Annotated in this window: 21 protein-coding genes; 8 read left to right on the top strand and 13 right to left on the bottom strand. The window is 73.5% G+C overall.

The features are described from left to right. Nucleotides 1-106: 106 nt before the first annotated feature. Genes ACGFIE_RS08020 through ACGFIE_RS08010 form a run of 3 tightly spaced genes read right to left on the bottom strand, consistent with a single transcriptional unit; the run spans nt 107 to nt 2,719 of the window. Nucleotides 107-772: a response regulator gene (locus tag ACGFIE_RS08020; RefSeq protein WP_393292278.1), complete on the bottom strand. Its 666-nt coding sequence runs from the start codon at nt 770-772 to the stop codon at nt 107-109. After that, nucleotides 769-1,974: a sensor histidine kinase gene (locus tag ACGFIE_RS08015; RefSeq protein WP_393292275.1), complete on the bottom strand. Its 1,206-nt coding sequence runs from the start codon at nt 1,972-1,974 to the stop codon at nt 769-771. The genes ACGFIE_RS08020 and ACGFIE_RS08015 overlap by 4 nt, the downstream gene beginning before the upstream one ends. A gap of 43 nt (nt 1,975-2,017) precedes the next feature. Then, the gene (locus tag ACGFIE_RS08010; RefSeq protein WP_393292273.1) at nt 2,018-2,719 is read right to left on the bottom strand and encodes a DUF305 domain-containing protein; all 702 of its coding nucleotides are present in this window, start codon (nt 2,717-2,719) and stop codon (nt 2,018-2,020) included. Between the two features lie 139 nt (nt 2,720-2,858). On the opposite strand from ACGFIE_RS08010, the gene ACGFIE_RS08005 reads away from it, so the two are divergent. After that, the gene (locus ACGFIE_RS08005; RefSeq protein WP_393292271.1) at nt 2,859-4,313 is read left to right on the top strand and encodes an LVIVD repeat-containing protein; all 1,455 of its coding nucleotides are present in this window, start codon (nt 2,859-2,861) and stop codon (nt 4,311-4,313) included. Nucleotides 4,314-4,480: 167 nt separating this feature from the next. Continuing rightward, nucleotides 4,481-5,707, top strand: coding sequence for an SLC13 family permease (locus ACGFIE_RS08000; RefSeq protein WP_393292270.1), 1,227 nt, complete (start codon nt 4,481-4,483; stop codon nt 5,705-5,707). A gap of 6 nt (nt 5,708-5,713) precedes the next feature. Here the strand turns inward: ACGFIE_RS08000 and ACGFIE_RS07995 are convergent, their stop codons facing one another. After that, nucleotides 5,714-6,190 carry a DUF1203 domain-containing protein gene (locus ACGFIE_RS07995; protein ID WP_363687991.1) on the bottom strand — a complete coding sequence of 159 codons (477 nt, stop codon included), beginning with the start codon at nt 6,188-6,190 and terminating at the stop codon, nt 5,714-5,716. Between the two features lie 149 nt (nt 6,191-6,339). Here ACGFIE_RS07995 and ACGFIE_RS07990 point away from each other — a divergent pair, with 149 nt between their 5' ends. From ACGFIE_RS07990 to ACGFIE_RS07975, 4 genes are all read left to right on the top strand, one after another. Then, nucleotides 6,340-6,495 (top strand): lasso RiPP family leader peptide-containing protein, encoded by a 156-nt coding sequence (locus tag ACGFIE_RS07990; RefSeq protein ID WP_266242711.1) that lies wholly within the window; start codon nt 6,340-6,342, stop codon nt 6,493-6,495. Between the two features lie 28 nt (nt 6,496-6,523). Continuing rightward, on the top strand, nt 6,524-7,138 hold the full coding sequence (locus ACGFIE_RS07985) for an ATP-binding cassette domain-containing protein (RefSeq protein WP_393292267.1): 615 nt from the start codon (nt 6,524-6,526) through the stop codon (nt 7,136-7,138). Beyond that, on the top strand, nt 7,135-8,001 hold the full coding sequence (locus ACGFIE_RS07980) for an ABC transporter permease (RefSeq protein WP_393292265.1): 867 nt from the start codon (nt 7,135-7,137) through the stop codon (nt 7,999-8,001). The genes ACGFIE_RS07985 and ACGFIE_RS07980 overlap by 4 nt, the downstream gene beginning before the upstream one ends. 109 nt (nt 8,002-8,110) lie before the next feature. Beyond that, nucleotides 8,111-9,181 carry an asparagine synthase-related protein gene (locus ACGFIE_RS07975; protein ID WP_393292263.1) on the top strand — a complete coding sequence of 357 codons (1,071 nt, stop codon included), beginning with the start codon at nt 8,111-8,113 and terminating at the stop codon, nt 9,179-9,181. Between the two features lie 39 nt (nt 9,182-9,220). Here ACGFIE_RS07975 and ACGFIE_RS07970 read toward each other — a convergent pair whose 3' ends face one another. From ACGFIE_RS07970 to ACGFIE_RS07930, 9 genes are all read right to left on the bottom strand, one after another. Next, nucleotides 9,221-10,147 carry a nucleotidyltransferase family protein gene (locus ACGFIE_RS07970; RefSeq protein WP_393292262.1) on the bottom strand — a complete coding sequence of 309 codons (927 nt, stop codon included), beginning with the start codon at nt 10,145-10,147 and terminating at the stop codon, nt 9,221-9,223. Next, complete coding sequence (locus ACGFIE_RS07965) at nt 10,144-10,989, bottom strand: hypothetical protein (protein WP_393292260.1); 846 nt, start codon at nt 10,987-10,989, stop codon at nt 10,144-10,146. Before ACGFIE_RS07965 ends, ACGFIE_RS07970 begins: the two co-directional genes overlap by 4 nt. Nucleotides 10,990-11,087: 98 nt before the next feature. Then, the gene (locus ACGFIE_RS07960) at nt 11,088-13,781 is read right to left on the bottom strand and encodes a fibronectin type III domain-containing protein (RefSeq protein WP_393292257.1); all 2,694 of its coding nucleotides are present in this window, start codon (nt 13,779-13,781) and stop codon (nt 11,088-11,090) included. Between the two features lie 302 nt (nt 13,782-14,083). Continuing rightward, nucleotides 14,084-14,914 (bottom strand): MerR family transcriptional regulator, encoded by an 831-nt coding sequence (locus ACGFIE_RS07955; RefSeq protein ID WP_393292254.1) that lies wholly within the window; start codon nt 14,912-14,914, stop codon nt 14,084-14,086. A gap of 56 nt (nt 14,915-14,970) precedes the next feature. After that, nucleotides 14,971-16,560, bottom strand: coding sequence for an asparagine synthetase B family protein (locus ACGFIE_RS07950; protein WP_393292252.1), 1,590 nt, complete (start codon nt 16,558-16,560; stop codon nt 14,971-14,973). 4 nt (nt 16,561-16,564) lie between these two features. Then, nucleotides 16,565-17,533 (bottom strand): hypothetical protein, encoded by a 969-nt coding sequence (locus tag ACGFIE_RS07945; protein WP_393292251.1) that lies wholly within the window; start codon nt 17,531-17,533, stop codon nt 16,565-16,567. A 139-nt stretch (nt 17,534-17,672) separates the two neighbouring features. Continuing rightward, nucleotides 17,673-18,470 (bottom strand): isocitrate lyase/phosphoenolpyruvate mutase family protein, encoded by a 798-nt coding sequence (locus ACGFIE_RS07940; RefSeq protein ID WP_393292249.1) that lies wholly within the window; start codon nt 18,468-18,470, stop codon nt 17,673-17,675. Then, entirely contained in the window at nt 18,467-19,492 is a 1,026-nt protein-coding gene (locus tag ACGFIE_RS07935) for a cytochrome P450 (protein WP_393292247.1), read from the bottom strand. The genes ACGFIE_RS07940 and ACGFIE_RS07935 overlap by 4 nt, the downstream gene beginning before the upstream one ends. Nucleotides 19,493-19,637: 145 nt before the next feature. Next, entirely contained in the window at nt 19,638-20,375 is a 738-nt protein-coding gene (locus ACGFIE_RS07930; protein WP_393292244.1) for an ArsR/SmtB family transcription factor, read from the bottom strand. Nucleotides 20,376-20,476: 101 nt separating this feature from the next. Here ACGFIE_RS07930 and ACGFIE_RS07925 point away from each other — a divergent pair, with 101 nt between their 5' ends. Both ACGFIE_RS07925 and ACGFIE_RS07920 read left to right on the top strand, forming a co-directional pair. Then, nucleotides 20,477-22,699: a family 43 glycosylhydrolase gene (locus ACGFIE_RS07925; protein ID WP_393292242.1), complete on the top strand. Its 2,223-nt coding sequence runs from the start codon at nt 20,477-20,479 to the stop codon at nt 22,697-22,699. A 69-nt stretch (nt 22,700-22,768) separates the two neighbouring features. Then, complete coding sequence (locus tag ACGFIE_RS07920) at nt 22,769-24,337, top strand: DUF4139 domain-containing protein (protein ID WP_393292240.1); 1,569 nt, start codon at nt 22,769-22,771, stop codon at nt 24,335-24,337. The last annotated feature ends 207 nt before the right edge of the window (nt 24,338-24,544 follow it).

Genomic DNA, 24,544 nt, shown 5'->3' with positions numbered 1-24,544 from the left:
CGCTATGGCCGGTCCACCGGTACTGATCTCCACCTGCGCGCTCGACGCGTGTACGCCCGAGGTAGCGCCCGATCCGCCGGCCGTACGACCCGGGTCGTACGGCGTGTCACCGGCCGGGCGTGACCAGCCCGCTCTCGTACGCCAGCACGACCGCCTGGACCCGGTCGCGCAGGTGCAGCTTCGCCAGGATCCGCCCGACGTGGGTCTTCACCGTGGCCTCGGCCACGTGCACCTTGGCGGCGATCTCGGCGTTGGACAGGCCCTGCGCGACCAGCAGCAGCACCTCCCGTTCCCGCTCGGTGAGCTGGGCCAGTCGGGGGTCGGCGGTCGGGCCGGCGCCGAGCTGACCGGCGAAGCGGTCCAGCAGCCGCCGCGTGATCGACGGGGCGACGACCGAGTCGCCAGCCGCCACCACCCGGATCGCGTCCAGGAGCTCCTCCGGCGGCACGTTCTTGAGCAGGAAACCGCTGGCGCCGGCCTGGAGCGCGGCGAACGCGTCCGCCTCGGTGTCGAAGGTGGTGAGCACCAGTACCCGGGGAGGGCCGGACGGCCGGTCGGCGCAGAGCCGGCGGGTCGCCTCCACACCGTCCATGGTCGGCATCCGGATGTCCATCACCACCACGTCGGCCTCGATGCGAGCCAGCACCCGCAGGGCGTCCGCGCCGTCGATGGCCTCCCCGACCACCTCCAGGTCGGGCTGCGAGCTCAGCACCATCCGGAAACCGGCGCGCACCAGCGCCTGGTCGTCCACGATCACCACCCGGACCGTCATGCCGCGATCACCTCCGTTGCGGGTTCCGACGGTAGAGGTAGCCGCACCTCGACCTGCCAACCCCCGGTGGGCTGAGCGCCGGCGGTGAGGCTGCCGTCGTACACCGCCACCCGCTCGCGCATGCCGAGCAGACCGTGACCGCCCGACGGCGCCGGGCTGACCACGGGGCGGCCCCGGCCGTCGTCGGCGACCCGGACCACGACGGCGTCGGCGGCGTACGCCAGGGTGACGTCGACGGCGGCCCCGACGCCCGCGTGTTTGAGCGCGTTGGTGAGCGCCTCCTGCACGACGCGGTAGACGGTCAGCTCCAGGCCGGGCGGCAGGGTCGGCGTATCGCCGCTGGTGGTGTCGCGAAGGCGCAGGCCGGCGGCGCGGAAGCGGGCCAGCAGGTCGGGCAGCTCGGCGAGGGCCAGCCGCCGGTGCTCCGGGTCGGCGGCCACCACCGAACCGGCGGAGGGACCGGCGTCGCGCAGGACGCCGACCAGCCGACGCATCTCCTCCAGGGCGGCGCGGCCGGTGTCGGCGACCACCTTCACGGCGGTACGAGCCTGCTCGGGGTCACGGTCGAGCATGAACCGCGCCCCGTCCGCCTGGACGATCATGACGGCCATGCTGTGCGCCACCACGTCGTGCAGCTCCCGGGCGATGCGGGTGCGCTCCTCGGCGACCGCGGCCCGGGACTCGGCCTCCCGCTCGCGTTCCAGGGTGGTGGCGCGCTCCTCCAGGCTGAGCACGTAGAGCCGACGGGTCCGCACGTTCAGCGCGACGAGCCAGACCGCGCCGGTGACCAGCGCGTACCACAGCGCGGTCGCCCACCAGGCGCCGACGCCGGGGGTCTGCGCGGCGGCGAGCAGCACGCCCACGGCGGCGACCGCGCCGGCGAGCACTCCGTCGCGCAGGCGCTCGCCGTACTTCACCACGCTGTAGAGCGCGATCAGGACGGCGACGTCGTAGGGAAGCGGGCCCCACCGGGCGATCACCTGGACCAGCGCCAGCGCCGCGACCACCACTGTCACCGCGCTCGGATGGGTGCGGCGGAACAGCAGCGCCACCGCCATCGCGGCGCCGACACCTGTGGAAGCCCAGCCGCCCGGCTGGTTCACCGCCGCGGTGAGGCTGAAGAGCACGACCACGCCGGAGACGGCCACGTCGAAGGCGACGCCGCGCGGGGGGCGGCCGAACAGCGTGCGTCTCACGGTCACCCAGCGTACGTGTCGTGGCTGGTGGCGGCCGGGCGGCGGTCGGTCAGGGCGGGGTCAGCTCGCGCAGGCGGGCGATCTCGATGGCCTGTTCGGTGGCGAGTGAGGTGGCCAGCTCGTTGAGTGTCGCGTCGACGCCTACCGACAGCAGGTCGGTGGCCATGGTGACGGCGCCCTGGTGGTGGTCGGTCATCATCGCGATGTAGAGCCTGTCGAACTCGACCCCTCGGGCGGCGCTCAGCCGCTTCATCGCGTCGGGTGACTGCATCCCCCGCATGCCGGCGTGGTCGTGGCCGGGCGCCGTCTCGGGCAGTCCGCGGGTGGCGAGCCAGCCGCGCAGGACCTTGATCTCCGGGCCCTGGCCGGCGCGGATCCGGTCGGCGTAGGCGCGGATGCGGGGATCGGCCGCGCGCTCCTGGGCGAGCGTGCTCATCTCCAGCGCCTGCTGGTGGTGCGGGATCATCATCTGGACGTAGATGGTGTCCAGGCCGTTGTGCCGCGGCGGGGTGTCGTCGCGCAGCTCCTGGGCGGAGCGGGCGACGGCGGGCTCGCCGGGGCGGCCCGGCACGAGCACCGGTGGGGGCGGCGGGCCGGTGGGGCTGGCCGCCGTCGGACTGGGCGACGCCGAGCGGGCCGAGGCGGCTGGGCGGCCGGGGTCGCCGGTGGCCCGGACGGCCAGCACCGCCAGCACCACAATGAGGGCCGCCGTTATGACGACGGCCAGTAACCGACCACGTCGGACAGTCATGCCGTACCCCCCTCAGGTCGAGGTCGCAGCGATCCTATCCATTGACGAGTCGGCACAGATGTGACCCGGGTCACATCGATGATCTCCGACGGTCGGTAAGGTACCGACCATCGCCATCCCCTTTCGAAGGGCGCCGCCGATGATCCGATCGACCACCGCACGGCTCCGACAAATCCGCATCGTCAGCCTGGCCGCAACAGGTCTGCTGCTGACAAGCGTCGCCGTGGCGACGCCGAGCAGCGCCCAGGAGGCCGCGCCAGCGGCGGCACCACAGGCCGCCGCGAGCGACATCCCGGGCGTCGACGAGATCCGCAGCAGCCCCAACCTGCGGCAGATCGCCAACCTCCCCAAGCAGGCGCCGTTCGACACGACGGCCGCGCTCAACAGCGACATGGCGTTCCAGGGCAAGTACGCCTTCGCGGGCAACTACAACGGGTTCGTCGTCTACGACATCTCCCGGCCCAGCGCGCCCAAGATCACCGCGCAGGTGTCCTGCCCGGGCTCGCAGAACGACATCTCCGTCTACGGCAACCTGCTGTTCGTCTCCACCGACTCGTCGCGCAGTGACGACTCGTGCGCGAGCGTCGCCCAACCCGCCTCCGTGAAGGAGTCGTGGGAGGGCATCAAGGTCTTCGACATCAGCGACAAGGCCAACCCGCGCTACATCAAGTCGGTGGAGACCGCCTGCGGGTCGCACACCCACACGCTGGTGCCGGGCAAGGACCGCAAGAACGTCTACCTGTACGTCTCGTCGTACAGCCCGCGGGCGGAATTCCCCGACTGCCAGCCGCCGCACGACTCCATCTCCATCGTCAAGGTGCCGGTGAAGACGCCGACCCAGGCGGCGGTCATCTCGACGCCGAACCTCTTCCCGGACGGCGGTTTCCCGGGCAGCGAGACCGGCTCGGCGACCACCGGCTGCCACGACATCACCGCGTACCCGGCGAAGGACCTGGCCGCCGGCGCCTGCATGGGTGACGGCATCCTGCTCGACATCAAGAACCGGGAAGCTCCCCGCCTGATCACCCAGGTCCGGGACACGGCCAACTTCGCCTTCTGGCACTCGGCCACCTTCAACAACGCCGGCACCAAGGTCGTCTTCACCGACGAGCTGGGCGGCGGCGGGGCGGCCACCTGCAACGAGACCGTCGGCCCCAACCGGGGGGCGGACGCCATCTACGACATCACCGGCCGCGGTGACGCCCGGACGTTGGCGTTCCGCAGCTACTACAAGATCCCCCGGACGAACGCCGAGACCGAGAACTGCGTGGCGCACAACGGCTCGCTGATCCCGGTGCTCGGTCGGGACGTCATGGTGCAGGCGTGGTACCAGGGCGGCATCTCCGTCTGGGACTTCACCGACTCGCGCCACCCCAAGGAGATCGCGTACTGGGAGCGGGGCCCGCTCTCCGCCTCCGAGCCCATCACCGGCGGCGCGTGGTCGACGTACTACTACAACGGCAACATCTACTCCAACGACATCCAGAAGGGCCTGGACGTCCTGGAGCTGAACGACTGGCGGACCTGGACGGCCAACCTGGTCCGGTTCAACGAGCTGAACGTGCAGACCCAGCCCGGTTACCTGAGCTGGTAGCACCGACCGCGCGATCCGGGCCCGGTCTCTCGTCGAGGGGCCGGGCCCGGCCACGTCCGCCGCATGGACCAGGCCCCGCGCCTCGATCGGGGGCGCCACGGTGGGGCCGGTCACCTGAGCGGGGGTTGGCGGCCGGCTGACCGGGCTCTGTGCGACCGTGGTCAGCTGTGAAGTCTGCCGCTGGCGCGCCGCCGGCCCCGCCCGAGCCGACCGCGCGCTGGCGTCCCCACCCGCTCGACGTGGTGGCGGTCGTCCTCGCGGTGGCCGGTGCGGCCTGCGCGCTGAGCGGGCTGCTGCCCCGCGCCGAGACCACTGCCACCCTGCACCGCATCCTGCCGCTGCTGCTCTTCCTCGGCACCGTGATCGTGCTGGCCGAGCTGACCGCCGTGGCGGGCGTCTTCGACGTGCTGGCCAGCCGGCTGGCCATCGCCTCCCGGGGCCGCTGGGCGGCGCTGTTCCTGCTCTGCGGTGGTCTCGCCACGGTCACCACACTCGTGCTCAACCTCGACACCACTGCCGTGCTGCTCACCCCGGTGCTGCTCGCGCTGGCCCGCGGCCTGCGCGTCCCGGCCGGGCCGCTCGCCGTCACCACGGTCTGGCTGGCGAACACCGCCAGCCTGCTGCTGCCGGTGTCCAACCTGACGAACCTGCTGGCCGCCGACCGGGTCGGGCTCACTCCGCTGGCGTACGCCGAACGGATGGCGCTGCCGCAGCTCGCCGCCGTGGTGGTGACCATGGTGCTGCTCTGGTACGCCTGGTGGCGGCGCGAACGGCCGGTCGGCGGACGCTTCGTCCCGCCGGCACCGCACGTGCCTGCCGACCCGGTGCTGCACCGCATCGCGCTGGCCGGCTGTCTGCTCTTCGTCGCCGGCATCCTGGCCGGGGTGGAGATCGGGCTCGCCTCCAGCGTCGCGCTCGCGCTGGTGCTGCTCGGCTTCGCGGTCCGCTCCCCCACGACGCTGCGCGCTCAGTTGGTGCCCGTACGGCTGCTGCTCTTCGTCGTCGGCCTGTTCCTGGTGGTGCAGACCCTCGGCCGGCACGGGCTGGACGACCTGGTCGCCGATCTGGTCGGCGCCGACGGCGGGGCGGCCGGCGCGCTGCGGGCCGGCGGCACCGGAGCGCTGTTGGCCAACGCGGTGAACAACCTGCCGGCGTACCTGGCCGGTGAGGCGGTGCTGCCCAGCGCCGACCACACCCGCCTGCTGGCCCTGCTGATCGGCACGAACGTCGGCCCGCTTGCCGCGCCGTGGGCGTCGCTGGCCACCCTGCTGTGGTTCGAACGGTGCCGGGCGGCCGGGGTGGCGGTGCCGGTGCGACGTTTCGTGCTGACCAGCACCCTGCTCGCCGTCGTCGGCACGATCGCCGCGGTCGGCGCGCTGCTGCTGGTGAGCTGACAGTCGTCAGCCGGCGGCCCGCTCCACCACGAACATGAAGCAGCCGTAGACAACGTTGCGGCTGTGCAGCTGGCGCACCCGCGGGTCGGCGAACAGCTCCGCGATCACCGCCTCCGGATCGGTGCCGTCGTGCAGCCGGCCGCCGCAGATCCGTCCCTCCCGGTCGTACGCCCGCAGGACCTGGGGGCGTCCCCGCCAGGCCGGCGGGTGGCCGCCGCCGTGGTCCGGGCCGGGGCAGGCGGCGGCGTGCGCGAAGACCGGCCCGATCTCCCGGTACGCGGCGGCGTCGATCGGCGGGGCGTAGCCGAACAGCAGCAGCGCCTCCCCCGCCTCGGCGTCGCGCAGACAACAGCGCAGCGGCTCCCCGCCGCCGGCCAGGCACGCTTCGACGGGGTGACCGGCGGCGTCGCGGCCGGTGTGACGGACGAGGTCGAGCGCGGCGGCCGGCACGGCGTGGACGTGGAAGGTGGCGGTGGTCGTCATGCGTCCAGCCTGGCCCGGTGGCGGCGACGATGCTGGCGGCGATCGGACCTGGCGCTGATGCGTGTTTTCGGCCTTGTCGTCGTGTTGTCGCCATACTGTGCCGGATGACCGTTTATCCTGGTCAGGACCCATACGAGTAGGGAGTACCCATGACAGCGCACCGCGAGCTGGAGACCACCGAGACGGCCGTGCCGGACTACCGGCCGCCGACGATCCGGCGCCTCGGCACCCTCGCCGAGCTGACCAAGGGCGGCACGGTGGGCCCGGACGACGGCCTGGGCGGTGGAGGCGACGGCTCGCTCTGACCGGTCTTCGGCAGTGGGAACACCGCCGATGCTGTCCGTCCGCCGGGCCCAGCGTCGGTTCGGCCGTCGGGTGATCTTCACGGACCTCGACCTCGACGTGTCCGCGGGCGCCCGCGTCCTTCTGGGCGGCAGCAACGGATCCGGCAAGACCACACTGCTGCGGTGCCTGTCCGGCACGCTGACCCTCAGCGCCGGACAGGTCACCGTCGGCGGCCACCCCGTCGGATCGCTGCCCGCGAGACGTCTGACAGGTGTGTGTCTCGCCCCGGAGCAGGGCCTGTACGAGAAACTGTCGGCGCGGGAGAACCTGGCTCTCGTCGCCCGACTCCGGCTGCCCCGGCGGGCCGTGGCCCCGGCCGTCGCCGACCTTGAGCAGGAACTGGACCTGACCGGCTACGCCACCGTCCCGGTGGAGCGTTGCTCGGCGGGAATGCGGGCCCGGGTGAGCATCGCGCGGGCCCTGGTGGGCGCGCCCGCCCTGCTGCTGCTCGACGAGCCCAGCCGGTCGCTCGACGATCCCTCCCGGCTGCTGCTGTGGCAGGCGCTGGACCGGCGACCCGAGCTGAGCTGCGTGATCGCCTCGCACCACGCCGACGACCGACGCCGGTGCCAGTCGGCCCTGACGCTCGCGGCGGCGGCATGACCCCGACCGCCGTCACCGCCACCCGCGCCACCGGCCGCCGGGCGGGCAGGGGCGGGGCGGGCGGGGCCAACGCGGTAGGCATGGTCCTCGCGCTGGTCCGTCGCGACCTCGGCGACCCGCGTCAGTTCCGGCTGCCACTGCTGCTGGACGTCGCCTTCGGCGTCGTGAACCTGGTCGTCTTCCTGTTCATCTCCCGGGTGCTGACGCCGGCCACCGGCACCGACCTGACCCGCTCGCCCAGCTACTTCGACTTCGTGGCGGTCGGCATCACCTTCCTGCTCGTCCTCCAGGCCGCGAGCACCCAACTGACCGGCCGGGTGATCCGGGAACAGCGCAGTGGAACCCTGGAACTGCTGGCGGCGCAACCCGTTCCGGTTCCCGCGCTGGCCATCGGGACCGCGGGCTACCCGTTCCTGTTCGTGTTGCTGCGCTCCGGCGTCTACCTGGCGATCCTCGCCACGGTGCTCGGCCTGCGCACCGAGCACGCCGACTGGTGGGGTGTGACGGCGGTGCTTATCGCCGGCAGCGCGGCCATGATGGGCGTCGGTATCGGGTTGGCGGCGTTCACCATCGCGCTCGGGCACGGCGACGGCGCCGCTCGTCTCGTCGTCGTCGGGCTGTCCTTCGTGTCCGGCACGTACTTTCCGGTGTCCGAGCTTCCCGGCCCGCTGCCGACGCTGACCGCGGTGCTGCCCAGCCGGATCGCCCTGGACGGCCTGCGCGCCGCCCTCACCGGCGGTCACTGGGCCGGGTCGGCAGCCGCGCTGCTGGTGGCCACCGCCCTCCTGCTGCCGATGGCGAGTTGGGCCTTCGGGCGGGCGCTGCGCGTCGCCGCCCGCCGGGGCACCCTGAAACGCGACTGAGGTGACAGTGCTCCGTCCGACCTCGTTCGACATCTCCACCGGAACGGTGCTGGGTGTCGGTCCGCCACGTCGGCCCACGCCGACCGGATCGCCATTGCCGCGTCGGCCCATGCCCACCGGCCCGCCGGATCCGCTCGGCGCGCTCGACGCCGCCGTGCTGCCCGGCCTGGCCCGACCGCCGTGCGTGGTCAGCTTCTCCGGCGGACTGGACTCGTCGCTGGTCCTGGCGGTCGCCGTCCGGGCCGCCCGCCGGGAGGGTCTGCCCGACCCGGTCCCGGTCACCTGGCGGTTCGCCGGGGCGCCCCGGGCCAACGAGTCCGACTGGCAGGAGCGGGTGATCCGGGCGCTGCGTCTGGACGGCTCCTGGCAGATCCTGCGGGCCGACGACGAGCTGGATCTGGTGGGGCCTGTCGCCCGCCGGCTGCTGCGCCGCTACGGGGTGGTCCATCCGGTCAACCTGCACCTGCACCTGCCCCTCGCCGAGCTGGCCGCCGGCGGCTCGCTGCTGACCGGCGGCGGCGGGGACCAGATCCTGGCCGGGTGGCGCCGCCCGCCGGCGACCTCGCTGCGCGCCCGACTCTGGTGGCTGCGCCACGACCTACGGACGCGGCAGGGGCCGGTGGAGCAGTTCGGGTGGCTGCGCCCCGAGGTGGCCCGCGACGTGCAGCGGGCGCACCGGGCCGAGGAGCGCGCCGAGCCGCGCCGGCTGCGACACCGGATCGCCTGGCACGCCCGCCGTCGAGACCTGCTGCTGACCTGCTCCGCACTGTCCAGGATGGCCGGAGATCACCAGGCGGCGGCGATCCAGCCACTGCTCGACGAGGGGTTCCTGGCCGCGGTGGCGCACTGCGGCGGCGACCGGCGCGGGGTGGGGCGGGACGCGCTGCTCGCGGAGATCGTCGGGGACGCCCTGCCGGCGGAGGTCATCGCGCCGCGCCGGAAGGCACGGTTTCGTGACGTGTTCCTGCGGGAGCCGACGCGGGAGTTCGTCCGGTCGTGGGACGGCACCGGCGCCGACGCCAACCTGGTGGACCCGGACCGGCTGCGGGACCTGTGGTCGCGCTGGCCGATCCCGGGCGGCACGGCGAGCCTGGTGCAACAGCTCTGGCTGGCCGCGTACCCGGCCGAGCCGGCGGGCCCGGCCACGGTGTCCGACATCGGCGTGGAGGTGCGGCCGTGACGCAGGAGGCCGGCACCGGGTGGGATCAGCCGGGCACGGTCAGCGGCTCTTGTGGCGTTGGGCCTCGCGCACCTCGGCCAGCATGGTCGGGAGCCGCCCGGCGTTTCGGGCCAGCCGGGTGAGGTGCGCCACCAGCAGCCCGACCCGGCCGCGCCGGGCCAGCGAACTGGCGTGACGCATCGACGCCGACGTCGGGAACAGTCGCGGCCCGAGGTGCCGCAGCCGGCCGCGCACCGTGGGCAGTTCGGCGAGTTGGGCCAGCGCCACCGCACCGGGAGATGCCCGGTGGGCCCGCAGCCACAGCGCCGCCGAGCCGGGCCCGGGCAGGGCCAGCGTGGCGGCCAGGGCCGCGCCGGCCGGGATGAGGCGCAGGCCGAGTGCGAACGACGCGACCGCCCCGGTCCGCTCGGCGAGGTCGGCCGCCGCCCGCCAGGTCCCGGCGGGAAGGACCTCCACGGCCCGCGTCAGATCGGCGCGCGGCCGGTTGGACAACCCCGGCGCGGCGGCGTGCAAGGCCACCAGCAGGGCCGCTCCCGCCTCGTCGGGTACGGCGATCGTGCCGCCGGCCAGCGCGATGCGCTCCGCCGAGGCGGACAGCACCGCCCAGAGTGCCTCGGGATCGCCCACCCCGTGGAAACCGCGATGCAGGTCGACGGTGAGGGCCAGTGGGCCGGGCAGCAGCCACGGCCGCTCGTACCAGTGCGAACGGTGGTCGGGTCGACCCTCGGGGAGGGCGCTGCGGCAGCCGAGGTCGGCAAGTGCCGCCTGCGCACGGTCGAACGACTCCGGGGCGACCAGCAGATCGATGTCGGTGTAGACGCGGTGCCGCTCCTGACCCAGCCGGCGGGCCAGCCCCGCGCCCTTGAGCAGGACGGTGTCGACGCCGCGCTCGGCCAGTGCCGCGCTGAGGGTCACGGCGGCCGCGTCGAGGCTCAGGCAGCGCACCGCCTCCGACACGCCGGTCATCGGATCGACCCCACGGCTCGGCTGGCGGCGATCGTCTCGGCGAGCAGTCGGTGGGTGGCGTCGAGGCCGGCCCAGTCACGTGGCCGGATCAGGTCCCATCCCGGCAGGGCCGCGATCGACAACAGCGCCACCGGATCGGACGGCAACTCGCCGAACGACCGCAGGCCGGCGAGCCGGGCCAGCAGGACGGCCTGCGGCAGCCGGGTCAGGCCCACCGCCGCGCCCCAGCGCAGGAACAGCCAGCCACCGAGCGGGACGCGAGGCGCGATCGGGGGCAGCCCGACCCGCAGCCGGTCACCGGCGCGCACCCGCCGGGTGGGCAGCGTCACCCCCGGCACGGGCTGCCGCAGGTCGACGCAGCGCGGACCGGCGAACGCGGCGACGCCGTCGGTCACCAGGATGTCGTCGGCCAACACCGGCACACCCCGCGCGGCCAGGGCCGCGAGCAGGCTGCTCTTGCCTGCGGTACGCGGGCCGAGCACCGCCCAGGCGCGACCGGCCAGGACGAACGCGCCACTGTGGAACGCCTCCCGCCCGGCCCACCTGTTGACGGTTGTCGCCACCGGCGCGAGGTAGGGGTGGGCCAGCACGTCCGGGGTGAGCGGCGGCCCGTAGAAGGTCGCGGTGCCGTGCTCCCGGTCGACGGCGAGGGTACGCCCGTCGGCGAGGACCCTCGTGCCCCGCCTGTCGTCCAACGGCACCGGCGGTGGTGGGGGTGTGTCGCACTGACCGACCCGCACCGCGGGCCAGTCCAGGGCGGCGTCGTCGGCCGGTGGGAGGTCGCCGACCTCGTCCAACCCGTGCACCCGCAGCCCGTACGCCGCTCGGCCGGATGTGGGCATGGTTCCCCCGTTCATGCGCTGGTCAACGACCATTGGCACGGACACGGTGCGGGTGGCGCTCGTGGTGACGCGCCACCCGCACCCTCATCTGTCGAGCGTCAGCGCAGCGTGCCGCTGTCGACCGTCAGCTTCTGCGACTCCTTCAGCCGCTTGGCTTCCGCCGCGCGCTGCTTGGCCGCCTTCTCGCCCTTCGCCGACGCCGCGACAGTGGGGACGACGCCCCCGCCGAGCGCGTCGACGTCGTACGCCAGCCACCACGATCCGGGTGTGTCCACCGCCAGGGTCAGCGCGATGTGGATCGACGCGCCCGGCGCGAGCCCACCCAGGTCGATGGGGATCGTCAGGGTGGTGCCCAGCCCACCACCCGGCGGGCTGGTGGCCGGCGTGTCCATGGACAGGTTGCGCACCAGCAACGTCCGGCCGTCGCTGATGGTGATCGAGGTGGTCGCGTTGGCCGGGTTGACCAGCCGCAGGTTGGAGTGCACCTGCGGCGACGACCCACCGGGGTACGGTGCGCCGTTCTCCGCGCTCACCGACGTGATCCGGATGCGGGCCTGGGTGATCGGCGCGGACGACCTGTTGGTAAGTGTCCGGCGGATCACCAGGCTGGTCGCGGTGCGGACCCGGTTCGGCGCTGCCGACACGGCCACGTTCGGGTCGAACAGCGTCGACTGCACCGCCGCGTTCTGCTGGTAGGTGCCCAGCGTGTTCTGCGGTGACGGACTACCGAGTGTGGACGGGACCCCGTTGATCGGCCCGAGCACGGTGGCGACCAGCCGGAAGTCGGCCACGTTGTTGGCGGTGTCCTTCAGGTTGCCTCCGATCCGGAGTCGGTTCCAGGCGTAGGGGACGAACGGCGGTGAGTTGAAGGCGGGCAGCGGCGGTCCCTCGGAGAAGCCCGGTGTCGACCCGGCCCGGTCGGTGACCGTGTGGGCCGCGTCCGGTGCGACAAGCCGGAAGCCGCCCTGGCCGAGGCTCGGGACGATGAGGTCGGGTTGGATGTTGAACAGGGAGTAGTTGGTGGCCGCGATCAGGTAGCCCCGCTTGGGCGGCAGCGGCCGCGCGCTGCCCGGGATGGTGACGGACAGTCCGCCGGGCGCCTCGACCTTGAACCCGGCGATCGGCAGGTTGATCGCCGTGCCGTTGACGATGGAGACGAACTGGTCGGCGATGCCGCTGATGCCAGACTGCGCGAACTGGTCGATGACCAGCTGGCGGGGTGCGGCCGAGACCTCGATGGCGACCTCGTTGGACACCGCCTCGCCCAGCGGGCCGGTCCCGTCGTACTGCGCCCGGAACTGGTTGTGCCCGAACGCCGGCACGTAGACCTGGAAGGTGGCCACGTTCAGGTTCAGCGGGAAGGTGCCCAGTGGGGTCTCCACCCCGTTGGGCAGTTCGTCGATGAGGGTCACGCTGCCCTCGGCGACGCCGGGGCCGACGATGACCTGGAACTGCACCGAGCTGCCGAAGTTGATGGCATTTGTGGACACGCTCAGCGTGGCCACGCTCTTGGGCTGGATCAGGATCCGGATCGCCCGGTTGGCGGCGAAGCCGTTGGCGTCGGTCACCCGCACCGTCGACGGGTACGCGCCGACAGTTGTCGGCCGGCCGGACAGCAGGCCGGTCGTCGGGTCGAGGGTCAGCCCGGGCGGAAGCGACCCGGAAGGCAGGGACCAGGTGAACGGCCCGGTGCCGCCAATCACGTTGAGCTGCTCGGAGTAGGGCGCGTCGACCTCACCCAGCGGCGGCGCCGGGAAGCTCAGGATCGGCGCCTTGTTGACCACCAGGGTGATCAGCCGGGTGCCGGTCTCGCCGTCCGCGTCGACGACCCGGATCACCACCGGATAGGTCCCCGCGGTGGTCGGCACGCCGGAGATGCCGTTGGTGACGGGGTTCAGCAAAATGCCGGGCGGCAGGGTGCCCGAGTCGACGCTCCAGGTGTAGGGCGGCACGCCGTGTGTGATGTTCAGGGTGGCGGTGTACGCGATCCCGACCGTCGCGTCGTTCGGGTGGTCGAACAGCAGCGTCGGCGAGACGTTCGCGATCACCTCGTCCGACAGGACGGACTCGGGACCGGTGCCCTCGGCGGTGCGGGCCGCCACCGTGAAGCGGTAGGCGGTGGTGGGGAACAGGCCGGTGACCGTGTTGGTGGTGGACGCCCCGAAGGTCTGGGCCGGCTGGCGCTTGCCGCCGACCCACGGGGTGACGATGTAGCCGGTGATAGGTGACCCGCCGTTCGGGCCGGGCTTCCAGCTAATCAGAGCCGTGGCGGTGTCGGCGGTGACCGCGATGATGGTCGGCGCGCCGGGCAGGGCCATGATCTTGGCGCCCTTGGACGCCCTGCTGGCCGGGCCGGTGCCCTCGGCGTTCTTCGCGGCGACGGTGAAGGTGTAGGTGCCCTTGGCGGTCAGACCCTCGACCTTCTGGCTGGTCTTCGACGCGTCGAAGGTCGCCGTCTTCACCTTCTTGGCATTGCGGTAGGCGGTGACCACGTAGCCGGTGAGGGCGGCGCCGTGGTCGGCGGGCGCCTTCCAGTGCACGGTCGCGGTGCCCGCCCGCCAGGACGCGAAGGGCGTCGCCGGAGCGGCAGGTGGTTGCGCCGGGGCGGCTGCCACGGCCACCCGCTCCAGGGCGGCGGCCGGCGCGGTGACCGGCGCGGACGCGGCTGTGGGTGTACGGCTCGGGGCACGGGCCGAGGCCGCCGTGGGGGCGACCAGCAGGCTGACGAGCAACGCCAGGATGGCGGCGCACGCGGTGACAACCCGTGGACGGGCGCGGAGCAGTGGGGACATCGATGTTCTCCCTCTCCGGGGGACGAGGCCCACAACGGATGGAGGAAGAAGGCGGGCGACCGGGTCCATCCACGGTGGCCACACGCCTGGTGCCCCCGGCCGCAGGGCGACTGGTAGAGACGCGATCCGTCGCTCGCGAAACGACTTTCGCGTATCGCGCGACGTATCTATTGCGGTTCTAGCAGTTTTCCCAGCTCAGAGGCCATATCGGCTGCGGGAAACCGTCCCCCTGAACGCACGGGCTGTCCGGAACCCGACTGCCGTCGCGTCCTTTTGACGAGGACGCGACGGCAGCGCGACGGTCAGGCGCGGTCGACGATGAGCTGGAGTTCGGTGACGCCCTGCTCCGGGGCGTCCTGGCAATATTCCAGGTACACCTCGCGGGCGAACCCGTCGGTGCGGTAACCGTTCTCCTCGATCCACCGGGCGAGCACCTCGATGCTCTGCTCGACGTCGTCCATGGCGCCATGGTGGACGATCGTCGCGGCAGTGCCCGCCGCCGGCAGGTCCCGTACCGCCAGGTCGGGAAGTGCCGAAACGCCGGCGCCGACTGTCACCCCGGCGTGCACGACCACCGCGTCGCCGTCGTCGTCGGCGGCGGGTTCGTACCAGGCGATGGCCGGGCCCGTCGGCGTGATCCCGGCCTCGGCCAGCCTGCGAAACAGCTCCGGGTAGAGCGGCTGGATCACCGGGCCGATGTCCTGGCTCGCATAGCTGGGCGCGACGGCGGTCAGCTCCGCGACGCGCACCGGCGCGATCTTTTTGAGTACGACGTCCTGGGTGGTCATCCGACCCTCCGATTCGATCATCCGGAGCCTCGCCTCGACGGCCGCGAGCCGGGCGGTGTCGGCGGCCAGTTGCGCCGTCAGCTGGCTACGGCGCAACCGCAGCATGCCCCGCAACTCGGCCACGTCGACGGCGTCGTCCAGGATCGCCCGCACCTGGTCCAGGGTGAGACCCAGGTCCTTGAGGGCGATCACCCGGTTGAGCCGACGCAGCTGGTCCGCCCGGTAGAAGCGGTAGCCGGTGTGCGCGTCGACACTGGCCGGCCGGAGCAGGCCGATGCTGTCGTAGTGGCGCAGCATCCGTACCGACACGCGGCCCAGTCGGGCGAAGTCTCCGATGGTGAACATGATCCCCTCACGCTCGTCCCTGACACGGTGTCAGAGTCAAGCGTGACCGAGAGGTTTCAGCGGCGAGGGGGTCGCGGGCCGACCAGCCGGCGGACCATCGGCGCGGCGTTCCACTTCGCCGCCCCGACCAGGTCGCGGGCGTGTTCCAGGACCGTGTAGTCGGGTCGGTTCATCCCGTCGGCGATGGCCCGGTCCAGGTCGTTGCCGCAGCGGCTGAGCACTGTGTCGAAATCCCGGCGGACCGGCTCCAGCAGGTCGTAACCGAACGACCTGTGCATCCGGGCGAACAGCGGCTTGTAGAGCCGGACCCGTTCGTGCAGCCCGGTGGAGTACGACATGGGGTTCTTCGGCCGGCGCAGGACGTAGTCGGGCAGCACGTCGGCGAACGCCCGCCGCACGATCCACTTCTCCTGGCCGTCGCGCACCTTCAGATCCAGCGGCAGACGCATCGCCAACTCCACCACGCTGAGGTCGAGGAACGGCACCCGCGCCTCCACCCCGTGCGCCATGGCGGTCCGGTCGACGCGCTGCAACTCCGTACGGCACAGGTTGCGGATGCGGTGCAGGAACAGCCGACGCGACGCGATCGGGTCGACCTGGCGATACATGGGGTACCCGCCGAACAGCTCGTCGGAGCCGTCGCCGGTGAGCACCACCTTGACGCCCAGGTCGCGCAGTCGCCGGAAGATCGGCACCGAGACGACGGCGTTGATGATGTCGCCGTACTCGGTCAGCTCGGAGATCCGGATGGCCTCGCGCACGTCGGCCAGCCGGATGTCGCGGGGGCGCAGCTCGACCACCACGTGTGGCACGTCGAGGTCGGCGGCGAGCCGCCGGGCGTACGCCACGTCGGGGCTGTCCGGCACGCCGACGGTCACGGCCACGCAGTCCGGGTGGATGTCGCGCACCTGCCGAAGCGTCAACGAGCTGTCCAGCCCGCCGGAGAGCACCACCCCGACGGTCAGGTCGGTCTCCACCCGCATTCGGATGGCGTCGCTCAGGGCGGCCCGGACAAGCACCGTGGCCTCGTCCGGGTCGTCGATGACCGGCAGACCCGCGCCAATGGTGAGCAGGTCGACGTACGGGCGCAGCCGCACCGGCCCGTCCGGCTCGGCCCAGCCGTGATGCCCGGGCGGCACCTCGGCGACCGGGGCGTGGTGCCCGACGAGCGCCTTCACCTCGGAGGCGAGGTAGAGGCAGCCGGGCCGCCGGGACCAGTAGAGCGGCTTCACCCCGAGCGGGTCCCGGGCCAGGTACGCCCGGCCGGTGGCGCGTTCGACGATCGCGAAGGCGTACTCGCCGCGCAGCCGCGTCACCGCCGACTCGCCCCACTGCTGGAACGCGGCCAGCAGCACCTCGGTGTCGCTGTCGGTGCGGAACACCTGCCCGAGCCGGGTGAGCTGCGCGCGCAACTCCCGGTGGTTGAAGATCTCGCCGTTGAAGCAGAGCAGCCAGCGCTCGTCGGTCGAGGTCCAGGGCTGCACCGCCCGGTCCCGGTCGACGACGCGCAGTCGGCGGGTGCCGGCGAGCAGCCCGTTCTCGGAGCGGGTCTCGGTGACCTCGCCACGCGGGGCGAGGACGGCGAGCATCCGCCGGAAGGTCGCCGGGTCGGCCTCGGGGCCGAGGCTCAACGCGATGCCGCACACGGGCTCAGACCCCCATCTCGGCCTCGTACGCCCGGCGCAGCCGACGCCGGTCGGCGGGCGCGAGACACAGGTGCCACGCCTGACCCTCGTCGATGACGTTCAGCTCGCCGGCGTCCTGGCGGGCCAGCAGCAGCTCCGCGAGGGTGTCGCGCGCGCCGAACCGCTCGAACCAGGCCAGCTCGACGTCCGCCGAGTAGCCGAGGCAGTGCCCGCTGGGCAGCATCGCGGCGTAGCCCAGGCGACGCAGCCGGTACTGGTGTTCGGTGCTGCGGACGAGGCTTGTCACCCACAGCGGCGGGGTGGCCGGTGGCGTGGCGGCGGCGAACTCCCGGCCCAGCTCGTTGAGCAGGGCCACCACCTCCCGGCGGGCACGACGGAACAGCAGCCCGGCGGTGTGCGGGCTCGCGTCGGGTCGCAGTCGCCGACGCAGTCCGCGCGCGGCGCGGCCCAGGAGGGTGGCGGGTTGCTGCTGGTACCGGAAGCGCAGCAGATCCCGACGGCGCAGCCACTCCAGGTCGACGAGGTCCGTGCTGCCGTTGACCTGGTCGTCGGTGACGAAGATCGGGGCGTTCTGCCACCACAGCACGTCGATGCGGGAGAGCAGGTAGATCCGGACCAGCGCGGTGAGGTCCCGGGCGGAGGTGCGGTCGTTCGGCTGGTAGCGGGCCATCTCCAGCAGCAACGTCTCGCGCGCGCCGAGCAGGCCCTGCGGGGTGGCGTCGAGCACGGCCGCCATGGCCGGCTCGCGCAGCCGCTCGTCGATGAGCACCTGGCGGGCGCGGGCGCTGGCCGCGTCGGCCAGGGCGCCCACCTCGACCAGCAGGTCGGCCACGGCCGCGCGGTAGGCGGCGAGGTCGGGTGGGGCGGTGGGCAGCCGGCGGGCGGCGGTGCTGGGCGGCCTGCGGCGGGCGGGGGCGGTGGGCGACGCGGGCGGTCCGGGCTGCTGGCCCGGACTACGGCTGGGCACTCGCATGACGGGGTCCCTTCTCCGGTCACGGCGCTGGGTAGATCGCCCTGAACACACCGTAATCATCGGGACCGGGCACAGACCGAACAATCCTCCGATCTCCCCCCGAACGGACGCGACCGCCACCGCGCGCCGACGGGGACCGTCAGTCGCCGTCCGTCGCCACCAGGCCCTGCACCTCGGCGTACGACGGCAGTCCCGCCGCCACGGCGACTCCGCCGGCTCGGACGGCGTCGGCGGCCTCGACCGCGGCGCCCAGGGCGGCTCGGAACAGCAGGGAGCCGGTGCTGACCCGCGCCACCCCGGCCCGGCTCAGCTCGGCCAGACCCGGCCCGCCCGGTTGGTACAGCGCGTTGACCGGCGCGTCGAGTCGTTCGGTGAGCACGCGCAGCGTCGCCGGGTCGACGGTTCCCGGCGCGAAGATGCCGTCCGCGCCGGCCGCCCGGTAGGCGCGAGCACGGGCGAGGGCCTCTGGCAGCGGGTCGGCCACCCCGAGCCACCACGTGTCGGTACGCGCGTTGACGAACAGGTCCGGCACCGCCGCCTTCACCGCCGCGATCGTGTCGGCGACGCACTCGGGTTCGGCGAGAGTGCCGTCCGGGCGCCCGTCCTCCAGGTTGATGCCGACCACGCCGAGGCCGGCCAGCTCCGTCACGTACCCGGCGACCTCCGCCGGGTCGTCGCTGAACCCGGCCTCCACGTCGACGCTGAGCAGCACCGGCAGTCGAGCCAGTCGCCGGGCCAGCGCCAGGGTCTCCCCCGCGGTGGCCGCGGCGCCGTCGGGAAGGCCGGCGGTCGCGGCGACGCCGAGGCTTGTGGTGCCTATCGCCGGGTGGCCGCGCGCGGCGAGCGCCGCCGCCGAGGCGTGGTCCCAGGCGTTGGGCAGCAGCAGGGGACGGCCGGTGTGGTGCAGTGCGTGGAACGCGGCACGGCGCTCGGTCATCGGACGCTCACCTCCAGGCGGGTCGGCACCCGCAGGACCGGGTGCGGCTCGTGGCGCAGCGGGGTCGGGGTGCGCCGGCAGCGTTCCCGCAGCACGTCGAGCACCCCGCCGGCCAGGGCGAGGGCGTGCCGGTCGCCGGGGCAGCCGCGCTCCCCCGCCCCGAACGTGAGCAGATCGGCCCCCGGGCGGCCGGGTCGGAACACCTCCGGTTCGGCGAAAACCCGCGGGTCGCGGTTGGCCGCGTCGAAGCGCACCAGCACCGGGCCGCCCGCCGGCAGGTCCCGTCCGCCCAGTCGTACCGCGTCGACGGTGACCCGTCGGGTGGCCCGGACCGGCGGGTCGAGGCGCAGCACCTCGGTCAGCAGGTCGGCGGTCCGCGCCGCGACCGGGACGGCCGGAGAGAGCACGTGGTGGGCGGCGGCGCCGATCAGGCCGGCGGTCGCGTCGCACGCCTGGACCAGCAGACCGATCAGGTTCGCCCGTACCTCCGGGGGGCCTTCCGGCGTGAGCGCCAGCAGCGCCGCCACCGCCCGGTCGGCCCGCGCGACGAGAGCAGGGTCAACACCCGGGTGGTACGCGGTGGCAACGACCTCCACCGCCGTCCCGGCGGCGACCGGTTCCGAGAAACCCAGCCGCCGGGCCAGCACCCGCAACGGCACCGGGCGGGCCAGTTCGGTCATCACGTCCAGGCGGTCACCGGCCCGGTCCAGGATCGTCATCGTCAGCCGGGCCGCCTCGTGGCGCAGCTCGTCCGGGTCCAGCGCGGCCAGCGCGCCGACCCCGACCGCCCGGCGTTCGGCGTGCCGTTGGGGCGGACTGAACCGGCTGACCGAGGCGCGCAACCAGGCGAGCGCGCCGGGCGGGCCGGTCTCGACGGCCGGCACCTGGAACGCTGGATCGGTAAGCGCGGCCCGCACGTCGGCGTGGCGCGTCACCCACCACACGCCGTCGGCGTCGAGCGCGGGCGGCCCGCACGCAGGTGTTTCCGGGGCGGGCGCGATGACGGGCCAGGTGTCGGTCACCGCCCGACCGTAGGACCCGAACCGTTCGGCCCTCACCGAACGATCCGCGTGTGAAGAAGGGAGGGGTTTCGGTCGTCGGCATGGGTGTCATGCCGCTGGAGAAGGCGCACGATCGCGCAGCAGGGGCAGCCCTGGTGCCGACCGGTCAGGCGCGGCGACCGGTGGGCGACGCGGGCGGGGCGAGCCTGTGTTCCGGAACGGACAGCGCGGCGGCGAGGGCGGGGCGTCCGGTGGCGGTGAGGCGGATCGCCCGGCCGCCGCCCCGAGTGGTCCACCCCAGGTCGGTGAAGCGACGGCAGAGCGCCGCGCCCAGCGCCCCGGCCAGGTGCGGGCGGCGTTCGGTCCAGTCCAGGCAGTCGCGTACCAGCGGGCGTCGGGTGGCGCGCAGCTCGTCGACCGGCACGCCCAGTCCGGTCAGCCAGGCCCAGCCGTCGGCGGTCAGCGCCAGTCCACTGGCCCGGTCCAGCCGGCCGTCGGCCAGCAGCGCGTCGTACATCAGCACGCCCAGCCGCCCGGCGAGGTGGTCGTAGCAGGTCCGCGCGTACGCCAGGGCGGCGGTGGCGTTCGCCGTGCGCAGTGACCCGGTCGGTGTGGGCGCGCTCGGCGCGTGCCCGGCCAGATCCTCGATCAGCTGGGCCACCGACGGCCCGGCCAGACGCAGGTAGCGGTGCCGGCCCTGCCGTTCCTCGACGAGCAGCCCACCCCGGACCAGGCGGTTGAGATGGTCGCTTGCTGTCGACGGGGCGACCCCGGCCCGCCGGGCCAGCTCACCCGCCGTCCACGCCCGGCCGTCGAGCAACGCCACGCAGATGCCGGCCCGGGTGCCGTCGGCCAGCAGGGCGGCCAGCTCGGCCATCGCCCGACCGTCGGTGCCTGTGCTCATCGGCCCAGTCTAGGGAGGTGGCATCGCAAACTCTTTACAACGTTGTATCCAACGTTGTAAGAACGGAGGGCACACCGCCCACTCCCCCGAGGCAGGTCCACATGCGACATCTCCGCCGCGGCGGCGCGCTCGCCGCCGTGCTCGGTCTGCTCCTGGCCGTGCCCCCGTCCACGTCGGCCGCCGGATCCGACGGCCCGCCCCGCTACCGCAACCCGGTCTCCGCCGACGTCGGCGACACCTTCGCCGACCCGGTCGTCGTCCGGGGCGACGACGGCTTCTGGTACGCCTACGGCACCACCGACCCGCTGCGCGAGGGCGAGGGCGTGTTCCACCGGGTGCCCACCGCCCGCTCGGCCGACCTGGTCTACTGGACGTTCGTCGGCGACGCCTTCGGCCCCGACCAGCGCCCGCCCTACGCGGCGTCCGGCGCGGCGTACTGGGCGCCCGACGTGCGCCGCCTGGGCGACCGCTGGGTCATGTACGTGACGGTCACCGACACCACCGTCTCCGCCGAGGGCAGCGACTACGCCATCGGCGCGGCCACCGCCCCCAGCCCGACCGGGCCGTGGACCTTCGCCGACGAGCCCGTCGTCGCCCCGCGCCCGGGCGGTGGTGGCGGCTGGCTGTGGACCATCGACCCGAGCCAGTTCACCGACGTCGACGGCCGCGCCTACCTCTACTACGGCAGCTACTACGGCGGCATCTCGGTCACCGAACTCAGCCCGGACGGCCTGCGCGCGGTAGGCACGCCGACGCCTGTGGCGATCGACAACAAGTTCGAGGGCAGCTACGTGCTGCGCCACGACGGCTGGTACTACCTGTTCGCGTCCACGGCGAACTGCTGCGCCGGCCCGGCCACCGGCTACTCCGTCCAGGTCGGGCGCGCGCGCAGCCCCCGCGGCCCGTTCACCGACCGCGGGGGCGTCGCCCTGACCGCGTCCCGGGCCGGCGGCACGCCCGTGCTCACCCAGAACGGCAACCGCTGGATCGGCACCGGGCACAACGGGTTCCTCACCGACCTGTCCGGTCAGGACTGGATCGTCTACCACGCCATCGACCGCGCCGACCCGTACCTCGACGAGCCCTTCGGCATCAACGAGCGGCCGATGCTGCTCGACCGCCTGGACTGGATCGACGGCTGGCCGACGGTGAACGCCGGCGTCGGCCCGTCCGAGGGCGCCCGACCCGCGCCTGTCACGACCGGCCGCGTGGACGAGCGCTTCGACAGCGCGAGCCTCGCCGGCTGGCAGCGCGCCGGCCAGTGGCGGGTCACCGACGGCCGGCTCAACGGCAGCGGCGCAATCACCAGCCGTACCACGGTGGGGTCGGACGTGCGTGCGGAGGCCGACCTGCGGCTCACCGGCGCGACAAGCGCCGGGGTCACCCTCGGCGACCGGGTCGAGGTCCGGGTGGACGCGGCCGCCGGCCGGCTGGTCGCCCGCGACGGCCGCCGCCAGGCCAGCACGCCGCTGCCCGCCGGGCTCGACCTGGGCAACCCACACAACCTGGCCATCGAGGTACGCGGACAGCAGCTCACCGCCGAGCTGAGCCCCGCCCGCCTCGGTGACCAACTCGCCGTGGTGTCGCTGCGGCTGGACCGCCCCGTCGCCGGCCGACCCGGACTGACGGCCGGCGGCGGCACGGCCGAGTTCGACAACGTAAGCGTGGCACGGCTGTACCAACCGGCCAGGCGGGCGGTGCCCGAACCTCGGGTCGGCCCACGCCTCACCGCATACTCCGACGAGTTCGGCGACGGGCTCGACGACCGCTGGCAGTGGGTACGCGCGGATCCGGCCGCCACCGTCGCCGACGGGGCGCTGCGCTGGCCCGTGCAGGCCGCCGACCTGACCGGCACCGGCAACACGGCAGGCGTGCTGCTGCGCGACGCCCCGAGCGGCGACTACGTCGCCGAGACGGCCGTGACGCTGGACCTGGGCGAGGAGACCGTCCGCAACTACCAGCAGGCCGGCCTGGTCGCCTACGTCGACGACGACAGGTTCGCCCGCCTGACCCAGGTGGCGATCTGGAACACCCGCCAGGTCGAGTACGGCTACGAGCTGCCCTTCGCCGGCCAGCCGGTGTACGGCGGCAGCATCGTCGGCACGCCGGCCACCACCACCTGGCTCCGGTTGGCGCACCACGTCGACAGGGCCACCGGGGAGCACGAGTTCCGGGCCGGGTCCAGCCGCGACGGACGTACCTGGACCTGGGGTGCGGTGTGGACGTTCCCGGCCGACACCACCCCCCGGATCGGGCTGGTCGCGCACGGCGGTGCCGAACCGGCGGTCACCGCGGAATTCGACTACCTGCGCTTCTACCGTTGACCGGTTCCGGACGGCCCGGGGCGCAAGCTCCGGGCCGTCCGGACAGGGAACTGGGACTACCCTCGCGCCGTGGAGAGCACAGAGATAGCCGCACCCATCATCGGCGTCACCGTCTACCCGGACCGGGCCCGGGTCACCCGCCGGAGCAACCCTCGACTGCCCGCCGGCGAGCACCGCGTACGCATCGCGCCGCTCCCCCTCGGCCTGCGGCGCGACTCCATCCGGGTCGGTGGTCGGGGCGCGGCCACGGTACTCGGCGTGGACGTGACCACCTGGCGGCAGGCCCGCAGCGCCGACGCGCAGATCGTCGGCCTCGAAGAGCGACACCGCGAGCTGGCCGACGAGTTGGCCGAGGTCGAGGACGCGGACGGGATCGAGGAACAGCGCGGGGAGTTCCTCACCCGGTTGGCCGAGCGCGCCGGTGGCACGTACGCCCGGGCGTTGGCCTCCGGCGACGCGGCGCCTACCGACGTGGCGGCCTTCACCGACGCGGTGGCCGGTCAGCTCGCCGAGTCACGCGGCCGACGGCGCGGGCTGTCTCGGCGGCGCACCGACCTGGCCGCGGAGCTGGCCGCGGTCGAGCGCGACCTCAAAGCCGCACGCGGCAAACGGACGCCGGACCGGTTGGCCGCCGAGGTGACGGTCTCGGTCACGGCCGACGACGCGGAGGTGGAGTTGGAGCTGACCTACCTGGTCGACGGCGCGGTGTGGCGACCCTCCTATGACCTGCGGCTGGTCGAGGACACCGTGACCGTCACCTGGTTCGGGCTGGTCAGCCAGAACACCGGGGAGGACTGGCCGGAGTGCGAGCTGCGGCTCTCCACCGCCCGGCCCGCCGCGGCGACAGCCGTACCCGAAATGTCGCCCTGGTATCTCGACCGGTTCCGGCCGGAGCCCTTCGGGCCCGCGGCGAGGGCCGTGCCTGCCGGGATGTCGCCACCGGCACCCGGCGGGGCACCGGCGCGGTCCGCCGCACCCCTGCCCCGGATGAAGGAGAGCGTCGCCCAGGTCGAGCAGGGCGTCAGCGCGGCCACCTACCGGCCGGCCCGTCCGGCAGCCGTGCCGGCCGACGGCAGCGCGCACCGAGCCACCATCGCCGTGCTGGAGCTGCCGGCCCGACTGGACCACGTGACCGTGCCGGTCCGCGCCGCCGAGGCGCACCTGCGTGCCACGGTACGCAACACGTCGGATCACACGATGCTGCCCGGTCCGGCGGCGGTGTTCCACGGCGCCGATTTCGTCGCGGCCACCGAACTGCCGACGTGGGCGCCGGGCGAGGAGATCGAGCTGGGGCTCGGGGTCGACGACCGGCTGCGGGTGGAGCGGAAGCTGCACCGGCGCTCGGAGACCAAGGCCACGCTCGGGTCGACGCGGCGGCGGGAGGTGGACTACCGGATCACCGTCGCCAACCACACGCCGCGGCCGGCGACGGTCGAGGTACGCGACCAGTTGCCGGTCTCCCGCGACGAGGCGGTGGTGGTGCGGGAGACGAACCTGGCACCGGCGCCGACGGAGCGTACGGAGCTGGGCGAGCTGGCCTGGCGGCTGTCGCTCGCCCCGGGCGACAGCGGTGAGATCGCCATCGGTTTCCGGGTAGAGCTGGCCAAGGGAGTGGAACTGACCGGCTGGCGAGAGTAGGTCGCGCCCGGACCAGGCGGGGTGCGCTCAACGGTGCGGCCTTGGCCTCCTGCCCTACCCTGAAGCGGCCGCGACGCCACTTCGGCAGGTCGGGGCCCTAGCGCTCGCACCTTGGGCGGATGGACGTGCCGCATGAACTGGACGACGTTCCGCAGCGACCGCACCCCTCGCCGACTCCGCGCAGTGTCCGACCTACGGTTTCCCGCC

The sequence above is a fragment of the Micromonospora sp. NPDC049275 genome (assembly GCF_043197115.1).
Classification (GTDB): Bacteria; Actinomycetota; Actinomycetes; order Mycobacteriales; family Micromonosporaceae; genus Micromonospora.
The sequence above is the reverse complement of the archived record's forward strand: the minus strand, read 5'-3'. Positions and strand labels throughout refer to the sequence as shown.

Excerpts from the sequence above, each read along its gene's own strand:
- ACGFIE_RS07985 (WP_393292267.1), top strand. The coding sequence starts at position 6,524 with ATGCTGTCCGTCCGCCGGGCCCAGCGTCGGTTCGGCCGTCGGGTGATC.
- ACGFIE_RS07945 (WP_393292251.1), bottom strand. The coding sequence starts at position 17,533 with ATGCGAGTGCCCAGCCGTAGTCCGGGCCAGCAGCCCGGACCGCCCGCG.
- ACGFIE_RS07980 (WP_393292265.1), top strand. The coding sequence starts at position 7,135 with ATGACCCCGACCGCCGTCACCGCCACCCGCGCCACCGGCCGCCGGGCG.
- ACGFIE_RS07995 (WP_363687991.1), bottom strand. The coding sequence starts at position 6,190 with ATGACGACCACCGCCACCTTCCACGTCCACGCCGTGCCGGCCGCCGCG.
- ACGFIE_RS07970 (WP_393292262.1), bottom strand. The coding sequence starts at position 10,147 with ATGACCGGCGTGTCGGAGGCGGTGCGCTGCCTGAGCCTCGACGCGGCC.
- ACGFIE_RS07940 (WP_393292249.1), bottom strand. The coding sequence starts at position 18,470 with ATGACCGAGCGCCGTGCCGCGTTCCACGCACTGCACCACACCGGCCGT.
- ACGFIE_RS07930 (WP_393292244.1), bottom strand. The coding sequence starts at position 20,375 with ATGAGCACAGGCACCGACGGTCGGGCGATGGCCGAGCTGGCCGCCCTG.
- ACGFIE_RS07925 (WP_393292242.1), top strand. The coding sequence starts at position 20,477 with ATGCGACATCTCCGCCGCGGCGGCGCGCTCGCCGCCGTGCTCGGTCTG.
- ACGFIE_RS07990 (WP_266242711.1), top strand. The coding sequence starts at position 6,340 with ATGACAGCGCACCGCGAGCTGGAGACCACCGAGACGGCCGTGCCGGAC.
- ACGFIE_RS08005 (WP_393292271.1), top strand. The coding sequence starts at position 2,859 with ATGATCCGATCGACCACCGCACGGCTCCGACAAATCCGCATCGTCAGC.
- ACGFIE_RS07960 (WP_393292257.1), bottom strand. The coding sequence starts at position 13,781 with ATGTCCCCACTGCTCCGCGCCCGTCCACGGGTTGTCACCGCGTGCGCC.
- ACGFIE_RS08020 (WP_393292278.1), bottom strand. The coding sequence starts at position 772 with ATGACGGTCCGGGTGGTGATCGTGGACGACCAGGCGCTGGTGCGCGCC.
- ACGFIE_RS08010 (WP_393292273.1), bottom strand. The coding sequence starts at position 2,719 with ATGACTGTCCGACGTGGTCGGTTACTGGCCGTCGTCATAACGGCGGCC.
- ACGFIE_RS07955 (WP_393292254.1), bottom strand. The coding sequence starts at position 14,914 with ATGTTCACCATCGGAGACTTCGCCCGACTGGGCCGCGTGTCGGTACGG.
- ACGFIE_RS07975 (WP_393292263.1), top strand. The coding sequence starts at position 8,111 with ATGCCCACCGGCCCGCCGGATCCGCTCGGCGCGCTCGACGCCGCCGTG.
- ACGFIE_RS07965 (WP_393292260.1), bottom strand. The coding sequence starts at position 10,989 with ATGCCCACATCCGGCCGAGCGGCGTACGGGCTGCGGGTGCACGGGTTG.